This window comes from Vibrio sp. 10N.247.310.24 (assembly GCF_041467175.1).
Taxonomy (GTDB): domain Bacteria; phylum Pseudomonadota; class Gammaproteobacteria; order Enterobacterales; family Vibrionaceae; genus Vibrio; species Vibrio tasmaniensis_A.
In genome coordinates this window covers 1-19794 of the sequence record NZ_JBFSUD010000018.1, presented here as the reverse complement: position 1 = coordinate 19794, position 19794 = coordinate 1, and the positions used below count along the sequence as shown (strand labels likewise).

Annotated in this window: 20 protein-coding genes; 9 read left to right on the top strand and 11 right to left on the bottom strand. The window is 43.9% G+C overall.

Going from position 1 to position 19794, the window contains the following annotated elements; translation table 11 throughout:
- Positions 1-39: 39 nt before the first annotated feature.
- The 5 genes from AB6E08_RS08115 (at position 40) to AB6E08_RS08095 (ending at position 3395) form a co-directional block, all read left to right on the top strand.
- Positions 40-669 (top strand): phospholipid-binding protein MlaC, encoded by a 630-nt coding sequence (locus tag AB6E08_RS08115; protein ID WP_133151841.1) that lies wholly within the window; start codon positions 40-42, stop codon positions 667-669.
- Entirely contained in the window at positions 669-977 is a 309-nt protein-coding gene (locus AB6E08_RS08110; protein WP_004735315.1) for a lipid asymmetry maintenance protein MlaB, read from the top strand. Before AB6E08_RS08115 ends, AB6E08_RS08110 begins: the two co-directional genes overlap by 1 nt.
- 13 nt (positions 978-990) lie before the next feature.
- Complete coding sequence (gene ibaG / locus AB6E08_RS08105; protein ID WP_004735316.1) at positions 991-1245, top strand: BolA family iron metabolism protein IbaG; 255 nt, start codon at positions 991-993, stop codon at positions 1243-1245.
- An 8-nt stretch (positions 1246-1253) separates the two neighbouring features.
- Complete coding sequence (murA, locus tag AB6E08_RS08100; protein ID WP_004735317.1) at positions 1254-2519, top strand: UDP-N-acetylglucosamine 1-carboxyvinyltransferase; 1266 nt, start codon at positions 1254-1256, stop codon at positions 2517-2519.
- 150 nt (positions 2520-2669) lie between these two features.
- Positions 2670-3395 (top strand): 1-acylglycerol-3-phosphate O-acyltransferase, encoded by a 726-nt coding sequence (locus AB6E08_RS08095; RefSeq protein ID WP_029222177.1) that lies wholly within the window; start codon positions 2670-2672, stop codon positions 3393-3395.
- A gap of 123 nt (positions 3396-3518) precedes the next feature.
- Here the strand turns inward: AB6E08_RS08095 and AB6E08_RS08090 are convergent, their stop codons facing one another.
- From AB6E08_RS08090 to arcA, 5 genes are all read right to left on the bottom strand, one after another.
- Entirely contained in the window at positions 3519-3908 is a 390-nt protein-coding gene (locus AB6E08_RS08090; protein ID WP_004735319.1) for a RidA family protein, read from the bottom strand.
- Between the two features lie 135 nt (positions 3909-4043).
- Entirely contained in the window at positions 4044-4505 is a 462-nt protein-coding gene (gene pyrI, locus AB6E08_RS08085) for an aspartate carbamoyltransferase regulatory subunit (RefSeq protein WP_004735320.1), read from the bottom strand.
- Positions 4506-4517: 12 nt separating this feature from the next.
- The gene (gene pyrB / locus AB6E08_RS08080; protein ID WP_372067218.1) at positions 4518-5447 is read right to left on the bottom strand and encodes an aspartate carbamoyltransferase; all 930 of its coding nucleotides are present in this window, start codon (positions 5445-5447) and stop codon (positions 4518-4520) included.
- A gap of 287 nt (positions 5448-5734) precedes the next feature.
- Positions 5735-6739, bottom strand: a complete 1005-nt coding sequence (locus AB6E08_RS08075; protein ID WP_372067215.1) for an ornithine carbamoyltransferase — start codon at positions 6737-6739, stop codon at positions 5735-5737.
- Between the two features lie 156 nt (positions 6740-6895).
- Entirely contained in the window at positions 6896-8116 is a 1221-nt protein-coding gene (arcA, locus tag AB6E08_RS08070; protein WP_017096063.1) for an arginine deiminase, read from the bottom strand.
- Positions 8117-8693: 577 nt separating this feature from the next.
- On the opposite strand from arcA, the gene rraB reads away from it, so the two are divergent.
- Positions 8694-9110, top strand: coding sequence for a ribonuclease E inhibitor RraB (gene rraB / locus AB6E08_RS08065; RefSeq protein WP_004735324.1), 417 nt, complete (start codon positions 8694-8696; stop codon positions 9108-9110).
- Between the two features lie 124 nt (positions 9111-9234).
- On the top strand, positions 9235-10032 hold the full coding sequence (locus AB6E08_RS08060; RefSeq protein WP_099165094.1) for a glycosyl hydrolase 2 galactose-binding domain-containing protein: 798 nt from the start codon (positions 9235-9237) through the stop codon (positions 10030-10032).
- A 94-nt stretch (positions 10033-10126) separates the two neighbouring features.
- On the opposite strand, the gene AB6E08_RS08055 is transcribed toward AB6E08_RS08060, so the two are convergent.
- The 5 genes from AB6E08_RS08055 to pepA all read right to left on the bottom strand — a co-directional run bounded on the left by AB6E08_RS08055 (position 10127) and on the right by pepA (position 16783).
- On the bottom strand, positions 10127-11032 hold the full coding sequence (locus AB6E08_RS08055; RefSeq protein ID WP_372067210.1) for a GNAT family N-acetyltransferase: 906 nt from the start codon (positions 11030-11032) through the stop codon (positions 10127-10129).
- Between the two features lie 79 nt (positions 11033-11111).
- The gene (locus tag AB6E08_RS08050; RefSeq protein WP_017103683.1) at positions 11112-11516 is read right to left on the bottom strand and encodes a DUF2061 domain-containing protein; all 405 of its coding nucleotides are present in this window, start codon (positions 11514-11516) and stop codon (positions 11112-11114) included.
- Positions 11517-11736: 220 nt separating this feature from the next.
- Positions 11737-14610 carry a valine--tRNA ligase gene (locus AB6E08_RS08045; protein ID WP_372067207.1) on the bottom strand — a complete coding sequence of 958 codons (2874 nt, stop codon included), beginning with the start codon at positions 14608-14610 and terminating at the stop codon, positions 11737-11739.
- 103 nt (positions 14611-14713) lie between these two features.
- Positions 14714-15163, bottom strand: coding sequence for a DNA polymerase III subunit chi (locus AB6E08_RS08040; protein ID WP_009847719.1), 450 nt, complete (start codon positions 15161-15163; stop codon positions 14714-14716).
- Between the two features lie 99 nt (positions 15164-15262).
- Positions 15263-16783: a leucyl aminopeptidase gene (pepA, locus tag AB6E08_RS08035; RefSeq protein ID WP_017097529.1), complete on the bottom strand. Its 1521-nt coding sequence runs from the start codon at positions 16781-16783 to the stop codon at positions 15263-15265.
- A gap of 191 nt (positions 16784-16974) precedes the next feature.
- On the opposite strand from pepA, the gene lptF reads away from it, so the two are divergent.
- Together lptF and lptG are read left to right on the top strand one after the other, a co-directional pair.
- Positions 16975-18075 (top strand): LPS export ABC transporter permease LptF, encoded by a 1101-nt coding sequence (lptF, locus tag AB6E08_RS08030; RefSeq protein ID WP_009847716.1) that lies wholly within the window; start codon positions 16975-16977, stop codon positions 18073-18075.
- Between the two features lie 3 nt (positions 18076-18078).
- Positions 18079-19149, top strand: coding sequence for an LPS export ABC transporter permease LptG (gene lptG, locus AB6E08_RS08025; RefSeq protein WP_017097528.1), 1071 nt, complete (start codon positions 18079-18081; stop codon positions 19147-19149).
- A 63-nt stretch (positions 19150-19212) separates the two neighbouring features.
- On the opposite strand, the gene AB6E08_RS08020 is transcribed toward lptG, so the two are convergent.
- Positions 19213-19689: an RDD family protein gene (locus AB6E08_RS08020; protein ID WP_012604849.1), complete on the bottom strand. Its 477-nt coding sequence runs from the start codon at positions 19687-19689 to the stop codon at positions 19213-19215.
- Between the last annotated feature and the right edge of the window lie 105 nt (positions 19690-19794).

The window sequence follows — 19794 nt, the reverse complement described above, 5'->3', positions numbered from 1 at the left end:
GATATTAGTCATTTAAAAGCTATCGGTTACTTGAAATCAATGTTTATGGCGGCAATGGCGTTGCTTATTTCTACTCCAGCATTTGCTGCAGAATCGATTGATCGCACTCAGCCTTATCAGATGATGACGCAAGTTGCAGAAGTGGCGTTTGATCGTTTGAAGAGTGAGCAAGAGAATATCCAGCAAGATCCTGAGTTATTGAAGGTCATTGTGGAAGAAGAGTTGATGCCCTATGTTAATGCTCAATATGCGGCTCTTAAACTGCTAGGTCCAAACTTGAAAGGCGCGGATAGAAAAGACGTGGGCGTGTTTATCGATGCGTTCCGTAAATACCTTGTTTCTTCTTACGCTCAAGTACTGACTCAGTACACAGATCAGACGATTGAATTTGGTCCAGAACCAAAAATCAAAGCAGATAGTCGTATTACCAGTATTAAGGTTAGTATCATAGATACGCCGCGACCAAACATTAAGCTTGAATTTAAGTTACGCAAAGACAAGAAGTCGGGCGAGTGGAAGGCGTTTGATATGGTTGCTGAAGGTATTAGCCTATTATCGAGCAAGCAATCAGAGTGGAATACTAAAATTCGTCAAGAAGGCATCTTACAAGTTGCCGATGAATTAGAGAAACTTGCAGCACAACCGATTCGTTTTGAGAGTAATAAATAATGAGCCACTCTCAATGGCAAGCACTAAGCTCTAAAGAGTATCAGCTGCTCGGTGACATAGACCGAGACAGTGTCCCTGCAATCTGGCGTATATTGGAAAAGTGGCAAACGACGGAATCGAGCGTTGAAATTGACCTTAGCCATATAAATCGAGTCGATTCAGCAGGAATGGTGATGCTAATTCACTTATTAGAGCATGCAAAAAATCAAAACTGTCATATAATGCTCAGTTTCGTGCCAGAACAATTACGAACGTTGTTCCAATTGAGCAATATCCAGCCAATGATGGCAGAACACATAAAAAATTAGGCAGGAGCTATTTGTGGACAGCACAAAAGTACAAGAATTATTAGCAGCGGCACTGAACCTTCAGGAAATTTTCGTGAAGGGTGAAGGCAGTCATTACGAAGTTGTTGCGGTTGATGCATGTTTTGACGGCATGAATCGAGTTAAGAAGCAGCAACTAATCTACGGCCCACTAATGGAATACATTCAACGCAATGACATCCATGCTCTTTCTATTAAGGCTTTCACGCCAGAAGAGTGGGAACGTGATAAGAAACTGATGTCACTTTAAGGTTTATGATGGAAAAGTTTCGAGTTATTGGATCGGATAAGCCGTTAAGCGGTGAAGTGACGATCTCAGGCGCAAAAAATGCAGCGCTACCTATTTTATTCGCCTCAATCCTTGCTGAAGAACCGGTTGAAGTGAGTAATGTTCCTCACCTACGTGACATCGATACTACGATGGAACTACTTAAGCGTTTAGGCGCAAAAGTATCACGTAACGGTAGTGTTCATGTTGATGGCAGCGAGATTAATGAATTTTGTGCGCCTTATGATTTAGTTAAAACAATGCGTGCTTCTATTTGGGCTTTAGGTCCTTTAGTCGCTCGTTTTGGTGAAGGCCAAGTGTCACTTCCTGGTGGTTGTGCAATTGGCGCTCGACCTGTTGATTTACATATCCATGGCCTAGAGCAACTAGGTGCGACCATTAAGTTGGAAGATGGTTATGTAAAAGCAAGTGTTGACGGCCGTTTGAAAGGCGCGCACATCGTGATGGATAAAGTAAGTGTGGGTGCCACCATTACTATCATGTGTGCAGCAACGCTAGCGGAAGGTACAACTGTATTAGATAACTCAGCGCGTGAGCCTGAGATTGTTGATACGGCTGATTTCCTAAACAAACTAGGTGCTAAGATTTCTGGCGCAGGTACAGACACGATTACTATCGAAGGCGTTGAACGTCTTGGTGGTGGTCATCACTCTGTGGTTGCTGACCGTATCGAAACGGGGACGTTCCTTGTTGCTGCTGCTGTTTCTGGCGGTAAAGTGGTTTGTCGCAACACCAACGCTCATCTTCTTGAAGCTGCATTAGCGAAGCTTGAAGAAGCGGGTGCGAAGGTTGAAACGGGCGAAGACTGGATCAGCCTTGATATGACAGATCGTGAGCTGAAAGCGGTGAAAATCGTAACAGCACCTCACCCAGGTTTCCCAACCGATATGCAAGCACAGTTTACTCTGCTCAACATGATGGCGAAGGGCAGTGGTGTTATCACTGAGACTATCTTTGAAAACCGTTTTATGCACATTCCTGAGTTACAGCGAATGGGCGCAAAAGCGGAAATCGAAGGCAACACGGCTATCTGTGGTGAAACTGAGAAGTTAAGCGGTGCTCAAGTAATGGCAACGGATCTTCGTGCATCTGCGAGTCTAGTTATTGCTGGCTGTATTGCCCAAGGCGAAACTATCGTTGACCGTATTTATCACATCGATCGTGGCTACGATAAAATTGAAGATAAACTTTCAGCTTTAGGCGCAAACATTACACGATTTAGCGAGTCGAACTAACTTAGGTTAGTGGATTCATGAATCAGTAAGATGAAAACATAAAAGTCGGAACCTTGGTTTCGGCTTTTTTATAGTTGTATTTACCGCAAGTGAATCTATTGCCTATTTTGTGTGAATAGATGAATCAACTTGGCGGTTGTGAGGAGCAAAATGATAGCAATATTACGTATTTTCGCAGTGGCGATATTTGCGATTCTTATGTTTGTATTTGGTTGTGGCTATTGTCTATTAAGCCCACGTAACCCGAAACACGTATTTACCTTTGGCCGTTATTTCGGTCGCATGTCGAAAATCTTTGGCATGAAGTTAGAGCTTCGCATCCCGGAAGATGCTTACTCTCGTGGCCAACATGTTTACGTTGCAAACCACCAAAACAGCTGGGATCTATTCACGATTTCATCAGCGGTAACACCTAAAGTTGTGACAGTAGGCAAGAAAAGCCTAGCGTGGATGCCTCTTTTTGGTCAGCTATACTGGTTGACGGGTAATATCCTAATCGACCGAGCTAACCGCAGCAAAGCGGTAGGTACGATTGACCAAGTGGTTACTAGCCTTAAAGAGAGTGATGTTTCAGTATGGATGTTCCCTGAGGGGACTCGTTCTCGTGGTCGTGGTTTGTTGCCATTCAAAACGGGTGCTTTCCATGCTGCGATTGGCGCTGGCTTACCTATTATCCCTATCGTGTGTAGCTCAACTGGTGGCGTGAAGCTGAACCGTTGGAACAATGGTCATGTGATTGTTGAAATGCTGCCACCAATCAGCACTGAAGATTACGATAAGTCTAATGTTCGTCAACTGGCTAACTTAGCCCGTGAGCAGATGGCTGCTAAGCTTGAAGAGTTAGACAAAGAAGTGATTGAGCTTAATAAGAAGTAATCATCTAAGTGAAACGATGAACAATAAAAAAGGTTGCCAATTGGGCAACCTTTTTTGTATCTGATAAACGCTCAGCTTCATGCCAACTTGTTTACTAGAAACCGTTTATTCTAGAGGAAGAACCTATTTGCGAACCGCAATAGCTTCGATCTCGATACCTACATCTTTTGGTAGACGAGCTACTTCAACACATGAACGTGCAGGGTAGTTTGCAACACCGTGCTCATCAAAGAACTTACCGTAAACTTCGTTTACTGTGCCGAAGTCGTTTAGGTCTTTAACGAATACCGTTAGTTTTACGATGTCTTTTACAGTCAGGCCAGAAGCTTCAACAACCGCTTGAACGTTGTCTAGAGATTGGCGAGCTTGCTCTGCGATATCAGCAGATACTTCACCAGTTGCTGGGTTTACTGGGATTTGACCAGAAGTCAGAACCATATTGCCAAGGTCAACACCTTGTACGTATGGGCCGATTGCAGCTGGAGCAGATTCTGTGTGAAGTACTTTAGTCATTGGTTATTCCGTCAGTTATTGGATAAAAAGCAATTTTTAGTGTGCCTTCAAACTCAGGATAGGTAAAGAGCAAAATACCCCGCACAGGCGAGGTATTGAATAGTTTTTGCGTTCGATCGGCGTTGCCGTATGACGTTATCTTTCTGTCACGATCTCACGAGAGAATACTTTTTCGCAGTACTTACACTTCAATCGAATATCTTCTTTCTTTTCAAAGATCTTAAAGCTGCTTTCTACGGGCTCATTGTGAGTAATACAGTTGGTGTTTGGACACTCAAACACATCGTTGATTTGCTCAGGAAGTTCTAGTGGTAGCTTCTTAACCACTTCGTAATCTTCGATTTGGTTTACCGTTGCGTGAGGTGCGTAAAGTGCTAACTTGCTCGCCTGTTCTTCAGTGATAAAAACATTCTCTATCTTGAGTAAGTCTTTGCCGCCTAGAGCAGAAGATGGCAGGTTTAGGCCAATCGTTACTCGCTGATTTGAGTTATGCATGTCGAACAGTTTGAGTACCTTGATCCCGATGTTGGCTGGGATATGGTCGATAACCGTTCCGTTCTTGATTGCTTCAACTTTTAATTGAGTCTCTTTAGACATGATATCTCTCCTCTACAGTGCTTCGTTAAGAACAAGGGCTAGCAGTGCTTCACGTGCGTAAACACCGTTCTCTGCTTGCTGGAAGTAGTAAGCGTAAGGTGTTTTATCGACATCGACAGTAATTTCATCAACACGAGGAAGAGGGTGAAGAACCTTTAGGTTATCACGTGCATTTTCCAGCATCGGAGCAGTCAGGATGTACGCTGATTTGATGTGCGCATATTCCGATTCATCGAAGCGCTCTTTTTGAACTCGAGTCATGTACAAGACATCAAGCTCTGGAATGACATCTTCCATGTCTGTCAGCAGTTGATACTTGATACCCGCTTCATCAAGTTCTTCGCAAATGTAGTCTGGCATCGCCAGTGCTTCTGGAGCAACGAAGTAGAAACAGATGTTATCGAACTTCGCTAGCGCTTGAGTCAACGAGTGAACCGTACGGCCGTACTTAAGGTCACCAACGAATGCAACGTTGAGGTTGTCTAGGCGGCCTTGTGTCTCAGCGATAGAGAATAGGTCTAATAGCGTTTGTGTTGGGTGTTGGTTTGCGCCGTCACCTGCGTTAATAACCGGTACACCGTTAGAAAACTCAGAAGCCAGACGCGCAGCACCTTCTTGAGGATGACGCATTACGTAAGCATCAACGTATGAAGAGATAACCTGTACCGAGTCCGCTAGCGTTTCGCCTTTCTTCGCCAGTGAGGTGTTACCACCACTGTCGAAACCAATCACATCACCACCGATGCGTTGAATAGCCGTTTCAAAAGAGAGACGAGTTCGCGTTGAAGGTTCGAAGAAGCAGCTGGCAACAACTTTGTTCTTGATGAGTTCTGGGTTTGGTTCAGCCTTTAGCTGACCTGCCGTTTGAACAATTAATTCTAGCTCTTCACGAGAAAGCTCTGGAATTGAGATGATGTGCTTTTGATAGAGCGAATTCGCCATGATCTTCTTCCCCACAATAATGTATTGGCCATAAAAAAGCCCCCCATAATGGGAGGCTTTAAAAAAGTGCTGAAAAGCAGAATAGACGGCCTGGCAAGCATGCTAGCTTGCGAGCAATATTTGGTGTTTTCACAATTTTATTATGTGTTTTCACAATATCATTATGCTTTATCACAACATTGCTTGGCGTCATTTTCACTACTCTCAGACAAATTGCCGAGAATTATACGCTTTCAATTTGTGAGCGCAAGCGATTACATCAACCTTTTGTTTACTTTCAGTATTCGCTATTGGCCCAGAGTCGCAACCATTACCGCTTTGATGGTATGCATGCGATTCTCTGCTTCATCAAATACAATTGAGTAATCCGATTCAAAGACTTCGTCAGTGACTTCTAAGCCGTTCATTCCATATTTGTCTGCAACTTGCTGGCCGATCACGGTTTCATTGTTGTGGAAAGCGGGTAGGCAATGCATGAATTTCACTTGAGGGTTACCTGTGAGCTTAATGACATTCATATTCACTTGGTAAGGTGTCATGACAGCAACACGTTCGTCCCAAGCTTCTGGCGCTTCACCCATAGAAACCCAAACATCGGTATAAAGGAAATCACAGCCTTTAACACCTTCGGCAACGTCTTCTGTCAGCGTGATTTTTGCACCTGTACTTTGCGCGATAGCTTGGCACTCTTCGACAAGGTGCTCTTCTGGCCAAAATGCTTTTGGCGCGACAAGGCGAATATCCATGCCCATTTTCGCGGCACCCACTAACAGAGAGTTACCCATGTTGTTACGTGCATCACCAAGGTAAGCAAAGCTGATTTGGTGTAGATGTTTACCGCGACCATGCTCAAGCATAGTGAGGAAATCAGCCAAGATCTGAGTAGGGTGGAACTCATCGGTTAAGCCATTCCAAACCGCTACACCAGCATAAGCGCCTAGGTCTTCGACAATGCTTTGGCCAAACCCTCGGTATTCAATGCCATCGTACATGCGACCTAATACACGCGCCGTATCTTTCATTGATTCTTTCTGACCAATCTGAGAACCAGAAGGGCCTAAATAAGAGACTTGAGCACCTTGATCAAAAGCAGCTACCTCAAAAGCACATCGAGTTCGAGTGGATGCTTTTTCAAAGATCAAAGCGATGTTTTTACCGTTAAGCTTTTTCTGCTCTGTACCTGCATACTTAGCTTTTTTAAGGTCTGCAGACAGGTCGAGTAAAAACTGAATCTCTTTAGGAGTAAAGTCGAGAAGTTTTAGAAAGTTACGATTGCGAAGATTAAAGGCCATCTCTCGCTCCTTGCGTATATAGAATCAATGAAGAACTCAGTTAAACATAAAAATGCTATATTTGTGAATATTTATTTTATTAATTTGATAAAAAAGGCCAGTACAATGGTACTGGCCTAGATAAGTTAGTGTGTTCGCTTTATTGAGTTTTGTGGCTTAGATACCGTCTCTTTCGATAGGACAACTCATACAGCGAGCGCCACCTCGGCCACGACCTAGCTCATTGCCCGGAATCGTCAGAACTTCGATACCTGCTTTGTCGTATTTCTCATTGGTGTAAACATTACGCTCATAACCGATAACCGTACCCGGTTTCACCGTCAGTACGTTGTTAGCGTCATTCCACTGCTCACGTTCAGCTTCGTAGTTATCACCACCGGTTGTGATGATCTTCAGTTGATCGAGATCCAGTGCGCCTTCAATCGCTGTTAGGTAGTTTTCAGCTTTCTCTACTCGCATTTCGCCATTTTCTTTTGGCGTTAAGCGCCAAGTATCTAGGTCTTTACGAACGATCTCTGGATAGACTGAGAATGTGTCGATATCCATGTGTGTCATTACCGTATCAAGGTGCATACAAGAGCGGTGCTTTGGTAAATCAATCGCAATCACTTCGGTTGCTTGACCGGATTTGAATAAACTAGCGGCTAGGTTTTCAACACCTTGTGGCTTAGTACGCTCTGAAATACCGATAAGCACGGCACCTTTACCGATGACCAGAACATCTCCACCTTCAATATTCGCATTGTCATAGTGAAGATCTTCATCACCGAAGTGCTTAATGAAATCTTGGCCTGCGAATACAGGGTGCCAGCGGTAAATTGCTCGCAAGTGATTCGTTTCTCGTTGACGGGCAGGCATCATCATCGGGTTAAGAGAGACACCTCCATAAACCCAGCAAGAAGTATCGCGGGTAAATAGATGGTTAGGTAGCGGCTCAATAACGAAATCAAGTGGGCGGTGCATCTTCGGTAGCATTGAAGAAGATTTAATAGGAAGCTCAGAATAGGCTAAACCACCAAGTAGGATCGTCGCCAAGTGCTCATTGTCCATTTGAGCAAGGTACTCTCTTAAATCACGTGCGAATGTAGGGCCGTAACGGAAATCAGAGATTTGAGTATTAAGCAGCCACTCACGAGCTTGTGCTACAGCGAGTGTCTCAACCAGTAGGTCATGCAGTAATAACACTTCAACGTCTTGGTTACGAAGTGTTGTCGCAAAGGCATCGTGTTCTTCACCTGCTGCTTCTACTGCAAGTACATCATCAAAGAGTAGCTCATGACAGTTAGAAGGGGTGAGGTGGGTGAGTGCCCTTTCAGGCCTATTTAGGAGAACTCGTCTTAATTGACCGACTTCGGAGCCAACGTACAGCTTACTCATTTTGCATCCTTACTATTAATCCAGCGTCTATTTATGACAAGCTTGTTCGTAATATGCAAGTTTTGAAACTTGTGTAAAGGTTATGTTATTTTGATATTTTTGGTTTTAAATGCTGAGTTGTATGGGATTGTTAATATTAAAACCCAACCGAAAGGCTGAGTTCTGGAACAAACTTTTTGCGGATCTATGCTCTAATTTCAGTGATTTGAGAATCCACTTTGCTTGGTGAACGTGATTTTTCATTCAAAATTTATGCAGTTACTTACTTATAAGTGAGGTTTTATGCATCGATGAAGTGATCGGCAGTATGCATCTGATATGACTAACCACTCAATTTTGAAGGAGTAAGGCTAAAAGTAACAATAAAAATGAAATGCTAAAATACACGATGGTTAATAATATGTTGAAAATTTGTTTCTGTGATTTTGATTTCACTTTTTAATTGATATCCCTTCAGTTATCTAGCGATAAACTTACTCTTCTACACCTGATCTAGGTGGCTTTTCTAGGCGATCCGTGCCATATTTCGTGGCAATCAAATTTGATCTTTTCATAGTCAACACTCTGGAGCAGACACATGTCTCACGAAGATGAATATCTATCAGTAGCGGAATTAATTGAATTTCAAAAAGGCGAGACTCGCGACATCATTGAAGCATTAATCGAAGATGGTAGCGATCCTGAAGCTCTATACGATATCGAGCATCACCTTTTTGCTGAAGATTTCGCAGTACTTGAGAAAGCCGTTGTTGAAGCATTCAAAATGGGCTTTGAAGTGCTTGAAGCTGAAGAGACAGAAGACGAAGATGGCAACAAGCTACTTTGTTGTGATGCAACGATGCAGTGTACTCTGAACGCAGAAGCGATTGATGAGCAAGTTGAGAAGCTTGTAAATCTTGCAGAGAAGTTTGACATTATCTACGACGGTTGGGGCACTTACTACGAAGGTGAAGATGCTATCTACCCTGACGAAGATGATGAAGACGAAGAGTAATCTCTCCCAGTTTTAAAGAATGCCAGCCTTGAGCTGGCATTTTTTTGTCCTCAGAAAAATAAATGTCTTTATATGCATTCATTCATTATAATGCGGTCAAAATTGATCTAGCTCAAGGAATGACATGCGGCTACCTCTCGATGGTCTTTGGCAAATTTCGCCACTGACGGATCTCTCTATCCCACAAGATGACATTACCTTTCCTGCTCCATTAAGCTCAAAGCTCCCTAATAGCTTGAGTGAAGAGGAAATCGCAGAGCAAGAATGGCACCTGATGCATGACATCGAAGTGGATGATGCCATGTTGGCGTGCCCATTTGTTGAGCTAATCGTCGCAGGCGTTGACTACTTTGCAGAAGTGCGACTCAATGGCGTTGCCGTGTTTGACTGTGATGGCAGCGAAGCTGAATATCGTAAAGACATCCGCCCTTATATGCAGCCTGGTCGAAATCGTTTTGAGATCCTTTTCCTTGAAGAAGAGGAGAGCCTGTTGCTTGAAGAGGATATGGATGACTCTATCCCTTCACAGGTCGTCGCTAAATCAGATTCTCGGATTGGAATCTGGCAAGCTCCATATTTGCAGTTCGTTCGTAACGTCAAGCTTGAGCAAGTCGTCACCGAGCAAATCTGGCATCACGGTGGTGGCTGTGAGTTTAAAGTAGATGTTATCTATCAAACGCTAAAGCCAGGGTTAATATCGGCATCAATCAAGTTTAATGGTATGACTCTCGTGATGCCGATTGATGTGCGAGCAGAACATACGGGTGTTGTGTTTCAGGTTGAGGCTCCAATGGTATTTAACCTTGAGAAGCCCAATCCTAAGCATTTATATCAGTTAGAAGTGGAACTTGATGGGCAAAAAGAGAGTTCTTTCGTAGCCTTGAATCCAGCCTCTTGCGTGAGTAACTTTTTGCGTAACTAGCGGTTATTCAATTAGCCCGTTACGTAATGAATCAATTCGCTCACTCGCTTGTCATCTAATGAACTGCCGACGCTAACCCTATTTCAAAAACACATTATAGCGTTTTGGCCATGACAACCTCACAAGCGTCATGGCCTGTTTCTCCCCAAGCTGAATCAAGGTGTTCAAAGCCCAATTTTTCGTAAAGTTTAACGGCGGCATTAAGGCATTCGGTCGTTTCTAGATACATATGTTGATAACCCAGTTCCTTAGCTTTCTCCATCGACATATTAACCAACTTCTTCGCTAAGCCTTTGCCTCTGGTTTCTGGCAAGAAGTACATCTTTTGCAGTTCACAGACTTCTGGCATACTGGCTAATGGTGCAAATCCACCACCACCGACAACCTTTCCATCAAGTTCAATCACCCAATACTGAGATCTTTCATTGTTATAAACACTGAACATGTCTTCTAAGGTGGGATCTGCAACACCATAGCCTTTATCTTCAGTTAGCCCGTTTTCATAAGAGACTTGGCGAATCACATTGGCCACTACGGTGTTGTCTTCCTGTAGTAGGGGGCGAACCACCACATCGATTGAAGCGTGGCTTTGTTGCAGTGCTTTAAGGTAGTGCTCGATTCCCCCCGAAACTTGTTGAGTTTCCGCTTCCGTTAAACGCTCAAGTACCGAGTCATAAAATTGATTTTGTTGATTGTGAAGTTTGGCAAGAGTGTTTTTCCCTTGCTCTGTTACTGAAGCCACAACACTGCGCTTATCGTTGGGGTGTGGTGAGGTTTGAATTAACGAGTTCTTCGCTAGATTGTTGACTGCTCTACTGGCGTTGGACTTATCAATATTGAGCTTATCCGCTAATTGGTTCACGGTTAATGGCTGCTGTTCTAGTTCAATCAGTGTATGAGCTTGAATCGGAGGTAGGGCAATATCACCACAATCTTTGTCGAGCATTCCAAGCTGTCGAACGAGTTGACGTGATAATTCTCTAAGTTGTGCTGAAGTCATGTTGCCTCTCAATATAGTTGCGATGTACAACTATAATTTGATTGCAAATCGCAACCATGTCAACAGTGAACTGTTTAGGTTAAGCATGTTGGTGCAAACAAAACTGTGGTTGTGCTGCTTTGCTTTCTGCTTTTCGTAACCACACCTTCTCATGGAAATAGTAAGCCACAGTATTCAAAGCGGGTTCTAACGTTGCCATCACACCACCAACAAAGGCGTCGCCCGTCAATAAATAGACAACGGTAAAGGCAACACTAAAGTGGATAGTAGCGAAGCTTGCTGTTTTTAACTTTGTCATCCACTGACGAGCTTTAAGCGCTGGAACTTGAGCCCACGCCTTTTCATGAAAATAGAAGGCGACGGTATTCACAGAAGGCTCAATCATAGCGATTAAGCTACCAATTAAGATGTCGCCAGTTAGTACGTAAGCGACACTAAATGCGATAGTAAAATGTAATGCAGCAAAGGTTAGTGTCTTTTTCATGATAATTACTCAGTCGTTGTGTTGTTTCGATAGAACTATTATTGAGAATTATTATCATTAAATCTAATGGGAAGTTAAGATTGTTTTGATAGGCAAAAGCTATCAATAAGCTGGAGTGAGGTTGATTGGACTGGAACTTAGGGCACAAAAAAAGGCTGACCATGAAGGCCAACCTTTTTGTCTAGAGCGGGAGGTTCGAAACCTCCTCGTTCATTCAGTTTTAAAGAGCAGCGATTGTCGCTTTTTGCTCTTCTAGCTTAACAAGAGTTTCTTGGTAGCCTTCAAGCTTTTCACGCTCTTTCGCGATAACCGCTTCTGGTGCTTTAGCAACAAAACCTTCGTTACCTAGCTTACCTTCGATACGCTTAATCTCACCGTGAGTCTTCGCTACTTCTTTATCTAGACGAGCAAGCTCAGCATTTTTGTCGATAAGACCCGCCATTGGGATCATCAGCTCAGATTTGCCAACAAGTTTAGTTGCACAAGCTGGAGTTGCTTCGCCGTCTGCTAGAACTTTAATATCGTCTAGCTTAGCTAGAGAAGTAAGAACGATCTTATTTGCTTCGATACGAGCTGCATCTTTCTCATCAGCGACTTTGATCATTACTTCTAAGCCTTGGCTTGGTGCAATGTCGTATTCCGCACGTAGGTTACGGATAGCTGTGATGAAAGTTTTAACCCATTCGATGTCGTCAACGATCTCAGCATTGAAGTTAGCTTCATTAAACTGAGGAAGCGCTTGAGTCATGATGGTCTCGCCTTCAACGCCGTCTACTAGCGGCTTAACGCTTTGCCAGATAGATTCAGTGATGTAAGGAAGAACAGGGTGAGCAAGACGTAGAGTCTTCTCAAGAACCGTGATAAGCGTGTAACGAGTCGCTTGTTGTTGAGCTTCAGTACCTTTCCAAAGAACAGGTTTAGTTAGCTCTAGGTACCAGTCACAGAATTGGTTCCAGATGAATTCGTAAAGCGTATTTGCTGCCATGTCTAGACGGTAGTTGTCTAGGTGAGCATTAAACTCTTTCGCTGCAACTTCAAACTGAGATTCAATCCACTTGTCTGCTAGAGAGAATTCCATGTTTGCACGGTCTTCAACAGACAGTGACATGCCACAATCGTGCTCTTCTGTGTTCATCAGTACGTAACGGCTTGCGTTCCATAGCTTGTTACAGAAGTTACGGTAACCTTCAAGACGCTTCATGTCCCAGTTGATGTCACGGCCAGTTGAAGCCATAGCAGCAAGAGTGAAACGCAGTGCATCAGTACCGTACGGTTCGATACCATCTTCGAAAGTTTTACGCGTAGCTTTTTCGATCTTAGCAGCCAGTTTAGGTTGCATCATGTTGCCACAACGCTTTTCTACTAGCTCTTCAAGGCCGATGCCGTCAATCATATCGATTGGGTCAAGTACGTTACCTTTCGACTTAGACATCTTGTCGCCGTTTTCATCACGGATAAGGCCCGTCATGTAAACTGTTTTGAAAGGTACTTGAGCCTTGCCGTCTTCGTCTTTCACGAAGTGCATGGTCATCATGATCATACGAGCAACCCAGAAGAAGATAATATCAAAACCAGATACTAGTACTTCTGATGGGTGGAATGTTTTCATTGCTTCAGTATCTTCAGGCCAGCCTTGTGTGCCGAAAGTCCAAAGTGCAGAAGAGAACCATGTATCAAGAACGTCGTTGTCTTGCTTAAGAACAATTACCGGTGAAAGGTTGTTCTTTTCACGAACTTCTTCTTCAGTGCGACCTACGTAAACTTTACCATCGTTGTCGTACCATGCTGGGATACGGTGGCCCCACCAAAGTTGACGAGAGATACACCAATCTTGCACGTCACGCATCCACGCGAAGTACATGTTTTCGTACTGTTTAGGTACAAATTGGATCTCACCATCTTCAACGGCTTTAACAGCAGGAGCAGCAAGAGGCGCTGTGCGCACGTACCATTGGTCCGTCAGCATTGGTTCGATAACCACACCACCACGGTCACCGTAAGGAACGGTTAGGTCGTGATCTTTGATTTCTTCAAGTAGGCCTAGCTCTTCAAATTCAGCAACCGTTGCACGACGAGCGGCAAAACGCTCCATACCTTGGTATTTAGCTGGAAGATCTGTTGAGTACACATCGCTTTCTTCACCGTTCGTTGTGAAGATTTCAGCCGCATCACGGATATCACCGTTGAACGTTAGGATGTTGATCATTGGTAGGCTATGGCGCTTGCCCACTTCGTAATCGTTAAAGTCATGAGCTGGCGTGATTTTCACACAACCCGTGCCTTTATCCATGTCAGCGTGCTCATCACCTACGATAGGGATAAGACGATTTACGATAGGAAGCAGGATTTCTTTGCCGATAAGATCTTTGTAGCGAGGATCTTCAGGGTTAACTGCAACGCCTGTATCACCAAGCATGGTTTCAGGACGTGTAGTTGCAACGACAATGTAGTCTTTGCCATCAGCGGTTTTAACACCATTCGCTAGTGGGTAGCGGAAGTGCCACATGAAACCTTTTTTGTCTTTGTTTTCAACTTCAAGATCAGAAATTGCAGTGTGCAGTTTAGGATCCCAGTTTACTAGACGCTTACCACGATAGATTAGGTCTTCTTCGTATAGGCGAACAAATACTTCTTGAGTCGCAGCTGATAGGCCGTCATCCATAGTGAATCGCTCACGATCCCAATCTACAGAAGCACCAAGACGACGAAGTTGTTGAGTGATCGTGCCACCAGATTCGCCTTTCCATTCCCAGATCTTGTCGATGAAAGCTTCACGGCCGTAGTCGTGTTTTGTTTTGCCTTCTTCAGCAGCGATCTTACGCTCAACAACCATTTGAGTTGCGATACCAGCGTGGTCAGTACCCACTTGCCAAAGCGTGTTTTTGCCTTTCATACGTTGAGCACGGATAAGCGTATCCATGATCGTATCTTGGAACGCGTGACCCATGTGTAGGCTACCAGTGACGTTCGGTGGCGGGATCATGATGCTGTAAGCTTCTTTTGATGTGTCACCGTGTGGCTTAAAGTAGCCTTTCTCTTCCCAAGTCTTATACAGAGCTTGTTCGATTGATGTTGGGTTGTATGTCTTTTCCATAGTGCTCTTATAACGGATACTGTGAATGGTTAATCGTCGTCAAACTTCATAAGTGAAGCTTCTTGAATCTAAATCCAAAGATAGCTTTAACTATGAGGTTTGACTATGGATGTTGAATCTCGATAGTTTGTAGCTGATATCCAGCCTGACGGTAAATTTTATACCTTTCTCGAGCGAGTTGCTTAGCTTTTTCTTCGCAAGGAACGAAGTCTATCACCTGAGCAAAGGCGTTCGCAAAGGTTGTATGATTATCGGCCAGATTTATTACCAATTGGCGGTTCCAATTAGGTTTGACTCCTTGATGGCCTATCTCAATATTCGTTGAATATTTTGGACCTTCGCCAACCAAGTTGTGCGCGATAAATTCAGTAGGCTCTACCTGCCAAAAAACTTCAGCGATACGCTCAGCATGAACTTTATCGTTACAGTTGAGATAAAGTTTAGCGCCTTGTTTTGCAAAATGCTGAGCAAGAAACAACACGTAGTGAGCAAAACCCTCTTCGCCGGCTTGTGGGCTGTCTGAAGACACAATGTAAAATGTGGCAGTCTGCATACTGAATACTCGAACTTGGAATCGTGGAAACCAATCATACTTGGTCAACAGGAGCTAGCAAATAACGCTTATTAAAAAAGGGCCCGTAGGCCCTTTCTATTATTTTGAAGATTGCTCTTCAGTCTCATGGCCGCTGCGGTTCAATAAGAATTGGACAAGCATTGAGACAGGACGACCTGTCGAGCCTTTCGCTGCGCCTGACTTCCAAGCTGTGCCGGCACTGTCAATGTGTGCCCAGTGGTACTTTTTAGCAAATTTAGATAAGAAACATGCTGCTGTGATTGTACCAGCAGGTCGGCCACCGATATTTGCCATATCTGCAAATGGACTCGTTAGTTGCTCATGGTATTCATCGGCCATTGGCATGCGCCATGCTCTGTCACTTGCTTGCTCAGAAGCATTCACTAACTCGTGAGATAGTGGGTTGTGATTAGACAGTACAGCACTGATGTGGTGACCTAACGCCATCACACACGCGCCAGTGAGTGTTGCTACATCGACAACACAGTCTGGTTCAAAGCGTTCAACGTAAGTAAGCGCATCACATAGAACCAAGCGACCTTCAGCATCCGTGTTTAACACTTCAACTGTTTGGCCTGACATGGTCGTTAGGATATCACCTGGGCGGTAAGCATTGCTGCCTGGCATGTTTTCACAACCTGCTAGGATACCAACTACATTAATCGGTAGGTTCAGTTTAGCTAGTGCCTTCATTGTACCGAATACAGAAGCCGCACCACACATGTCGTACTTCATCTCATCCATACCTTCACCAGGCTTAAGCGAAATACCGCCTGAATCGAAAGTAAGACCTTTACCGACTAGAACAATCGGTTTTGCATCTGGGTCAGCAGCACCTTTATATTCCATGATAGACATCATAGATTCGTTCTTAGAACCACGGCCTACCGCTAAGTATGAAGTCATACCCAGCTTTTCCATCTCTTCTTCGCCAATGATCTTAGTTTTCACTGTCTCGTAATCATCGGCCAAGCGACGAGCTTGAGAAGCAAGGTAAGCAGGATTTGCGATGTTAGGTGGCATGTTGCCTAAATCTTTAGACGCTTTCACACCTGAAGCAATCGCAAGACCGTGAGAGATTGCTTTCTCACCAAGGCTCAATTCACGACGAGTTGGTACGTTGAATACCAGTTTACGTAGTGGACGACGAGTCTCTGGTTTATTACTCTTGAATTGATCAAAAGTGTAAAGGCCATCTTTAGTCGCTTCTACTGCTTGGCGAACTTTCCAGTAAGTATCACGACCTTTAACGTGCAGTTCAGTCAGGAAACATACTGCTTCCATAGAACCCGTTTCGTTTAGTGTGCTGATGGTTTTTTGGATAATTTCTTTATATTGACGCTCGCCTAGCTCACGTTCTTTACCGCAGCCTACAAGCAGAACACGTTCTGAAAGTACACCAGGTACTTGATGCAGTAGTAGCATCTGGCCAGGTTTACCCTCTAGATCACCGCGACGAAGCAGTGAACTAATATAGCCATCGCTAATCTTATCTAACTGCTCGGCTACTGGAGAAAGGCGGCGCGGTTCGAATACACCGACAACGATACATGCGCTGCGCTGTTTCTCTGGGCTGCCACTTTTTACACTGAACTCCATGCGTACTCCTACATCCTGAAGACAAATCGAACTAAATGTTGGATAATGGGTTCTTACTTGTTGGATCCTATAATGGAACTGACCTTAAAGAAGAACGTTAACACTTAGCTAAAAATTTAAAAAATAAAAGGTTCAACGGGAAATTATAGTGATTCAATCAAAAAAACAAGTTTTGTATAGGTAATTTGAGCGTGATTATTGTTAGATATTTGATCCGAGAGACAATCAAGAGCCAATTTGCGATATTTTTTGTTCTCTTTCTCGTGTTTCTCAGCCAAAAGTTCATCAGTGTTTTAGCCGACGCCTCTGATGGTGATATTCCAGCAAGCCTTGTATTATCGATCGTGGGTCTAAATATGCCAGCGATGGGGCTCTTGATGCTTCCACTTAGTATCTATATTGGCATTTTGCTGACTTTTGGCCGCCTTTATGCCGAAAGTGAGATTGTGGTGATGAATGCTACGGGTATTGGCAATAAATTCCTCATCCAATCAGCACTTTATCTGGCGTTGATTACCGCAACTGTCGCTGCTTTTAACTCCTTTTGGCTGTCTCCGTGGTCACAAGATAAAGTAGAACAAATGTATGAGGAAGTGGCTGCAGAGAACAGCGTCGATTTACTACCCAAAGGCAAATTTGCAAGGACTCCCGATGGTTCTTCAGTTGTGTTTATAGAGGGTATCGATGGTAATCAATTAGACAATGTGTTCGTTTCTCAAATGCGACCTCGTGACTCAGTGCTTCCTAGTGTGATGTTCTCTAAGTCGGGAGACGTAAAAGAATTGAGCGATGGCCGCCAAGTTATTGTGATGTACGATGGTACTCGTCATGAAGGAGTGCCTTCTCGCCTTGATTATAGAGTGACGCACTTTGAAGAGTATGAAGGCTTAATTGGTCAGCGTGAAGTAGAGAAGAAAGGTCGAGAGTGGGAAGCGATTCCAACTATTGATCTTATTGGAAATCAAGATAATCGTGCCAAGGCTGAATTGCAGTGGCGCATGTCACTGGTGTTGTGTATCCCATTGTTGACTATGCTCGTTGTACCGCTGTCAGCAGTTAATCCACGACAAGGTCGTTTTGCAAAAATAGGTCCGGCAATCCTGATTTATTTGACTTACTTCTTGGCAATCAGTGCAACCAAATCTTCAATTGAAGAAGGGGACATTCCTGCTGCAATAGGCATGTGGCCAATCAATGCATTATTATTGTTTGTCGCGATTGGTGCCAACTTTATGGATAGTGTGCCGGTTAGGCGTTTGAAAGAAAAATTCAAGAATAAGAGGTTGGCTTAAGCCGTGTTTAAGATTCTCGATTTATATATAGGCAGAACCATCATCGCGACCACGTCACTGGTATTGGTGACGTTTGTCGGTCTCTCTGGAATTATCAAGTACGTTGAGCAATTGCGGAAGGTAGGTCGTGGTACATACGATCTATTACAAGCGTTGTATTTCGTTTTATTGAGTATTCCTCGTGATATCGAAATGTTCTTCCCAATGGCGGCATTGCTTGGTGCATTGATTGGGCTTGGTATGCTTGCTGCGAGTTCTGAGCTTGTGGTTATGCAAGCCGCGGGTTTCTCTAAGTTAGATATTGGTTTATCGGTACTTAAGACTGCGATTCCGTTAATGGTGATAGTGACATTACTTGGGCAGTGGGGAGCTCCGCAAGCGCAGAAGATGGCTCGTGACTTAAGAACCATCTCGGTTGCTGGTGGTAGTATTATCTCTACTCAAAGCGGTGTTTGGGCTCGAGATGCCAATGACTTCATTTTCATTGTTAAAATAGACGATGATAAGCTCTATGGTTTGAACATGTGGCGCTATGATGAGAACAAGGCTCTGAAAACGGCCATATATTCAAAAGAAGTCGATTACGTTGGAAACAACGTTTGGACAATGCGCGATGTTGAGGTCACCTCTTTTGAGAATGATATTCAGGTCACTAAAGAGAGTTTACCGACTTTTTCTTGGGAAACATCGTTAGCTCCAGACAAACTCGCGATAGTGACGGTGAAACCGGAGGAGCTGTCGTTAAGTGGGCTGTATGACTATGTTTCTTATCTCAAAGCATCAGAACAAGATGCAGCACGTTATGAGCTAGCATTGTGGCGAAAGATAACTCAACCTATTTCGATAGCGGTCATGATGTTGATGGCATTGTCGTTTATCTTTGGTCCTTTACGTAGCGTGACCATGGGAGCAAGGATTCTCTCTGGTGTGATTGCTGGTTTTACTTTCTATATATCCAGCGAGTTCTTTGGGCCAATCAGCTTGGTTTACCAAATACCACCTGCTTTTGGTGCGATAGCCCCTAGCGTGGTGTTCTTCGGAATTGCCATTATGCTTTTGAGGCGGAAACTATAAATAGAAGAAAGGAAGGCATTGCGCCTTCCTTTTTTGATCTTGCTTTAAGTTCGCTTAATAGCGTTATTGTGCTTTTGGCAACACAACGACTTCGGTCTTTGCCCAGATATCGTGAAAGCCACGTTTCTGAGGATCGAATGGAACACATAAGTTTGCAAGTCCAAACCCCGATGTACCTAAACGTATTAGCGCTTGAGTTATTGTGATCGCAGAACCATCTTTGTTTTGAACTCGTAGCTTCCAAGCTCTCATTCCCAGAGTTTGACCTGCTCTGGTCCAGAAGAAGACAAAGAAGTAAACCCAAACGACGACTAAGTAAAAAGTATACGCAGGGCTCCAAATCGGATGATTAGTCAAGAAGTCACTGACATCGGCATACCCGCCATGGTTAAAAATACCAAGAGCCATGAGTGCGTGCAGTAGAGCAACAATGATGCCGGCAGCCATCATTTCAATAGCGATTACAATGAGTGCGTCATAGAACAAGGCACCAAATCGGCGCATTACTCCGGCTGGTGGCAGAGTGTTTATTGATGTCATGGTGTTATTACTTCTTTAAAAATTGAGGCGTCAGAATATAGTTTAAGGCCTAGCCTGAAAAGAGACATGACGCACAGCTTATGACTTAGTGGCGAAATTATCGGC

What these genes read in the sequence shown, in the direction of transcription:
- AB6E08_RS08115 (WP_133151841.1), top strand. Translation starts at nt 40, where the DNA reads ATGTTTATGGCGGCAATGGCGTTGCTTATTTCTACTCCAGCATTTGCT.
- AB6E08_RS08110 (WP_004735315.1), top strand. Translation starts at nt 669, where the DNA reads ATGAGCCACTCTCAATGGCAAGCACTAAGCTCTAAAGAGTATCAGCTG.
- murA (WP_004735317.1), top strand. Translation starts at nt 1,254, where the DNA reads ATGGAAAAGTTTCGAGTTATTGGATCGGATAAGCCGTTAAGCGGTGAA.
- AB6E08_RS08095 (WP_029222177.1), top strand. Translation starts at nt 2,670, where the DNA reads ATGATAGCAATATTACGTATTTTCGCAGTGGCGATATTTGCGATTCTT.
- AB6E08_RS08090 (WP_004735319.1), bottom strand. Translation starts at nt 3,908, where the DNA reads ATGACTAAAGTACTTCACACAGAATCTGCTCCAGCTGCAATCGGCCCA.
- pyrI (WP_004735320.1), bottom strand. Translation starts at nt 4,505, where the DNA reads ATGTCTAAAGAGACTCAATTAAAAGTTGAAGCAATCAAGAACGGAACG.
- pyrB (WP_372067218.1), bottom strand. Translation starts at nt 5,447, where the DNA reads ATGGCGAATTCGCTCTATCAAAAGCACATCATCTCAATTCCAGAGCTT.
- AB6E08_RS08075 (WP_372067215.1), bottom strand. Translation starts at nt 6,739, where the DNA reads ATGGCCTTTAATCTTCGCAATCGTAACTTTCTAAAACTTCTCGACTTT.
- arcA (WP_017096063.1), bottom strand. Translation starts at nt 8,116, where the DNA reads ATGAGTAAGCTGTACGTTGGCTCCGAAGTCGGTCAATTAAGACGAGTT.
- rraB (WP_004735324.1), top strand. Translation starts at nt 8,694, where the DNA reads ATGTCTCACGAAGATGAATATCTATCAGTAGCGGAATTAATTGAATTT.
- AB6E08_RS08060 (WP_099165094.1), top strand. Translation starts at nt 9,235, where the DNA reads ATGCGGCTACCTCTCGATGGTCTTTGGCAAATTTCGCCACTGACGGAT.
- AB6E08_RS08055 (WP_372067210.1), bottom strand. Translation starts at nt 11,032, where the DNA reads ATGACTTCAGCACAACTTAGAGAATTATCACGTCAACTCGTTCGACAG.
- AB6E08_RS08050 (WP_017103683.1), bottom strand. Translation starts at nt 11,516, where the DNA reads ATGAAAAAGACACTAACCTTTGCTGCATTACATTTTACTATCGCATTT.
- AB6E08_RS08045 (WP_372067207.1), bottom strand. Translation starts at nt 14,610, where the DNA reads ATGGAAAAGACATACAACCCAACATCAATCGAACAAGCTCTGTATAAG.
- AB6E08_RS08040 (WP_009847719.1), bottom strand. Translation starts at nt 15,163, where the DNA reads ATGCAGACTGCCACATTTTACATTGTGTCTTCAGACAGCCCACAAGCC.
- pepA (WP_017097529.1), bottom strand. Translation starts at nt 16,783, where the DNA reads ATGGAGTTCAGTGTAAAAAGTGGCAGCCCAGAGAAACAGCGCAGCGCA.
- AB6E08_RS08020 (WP_012604849.1), bottom strand. Translation starts at nt 19,689, where the DNA reads ATGACATCAATAAACACTCTGCCACCAGCCGGAGTAATGCGCCGATTT.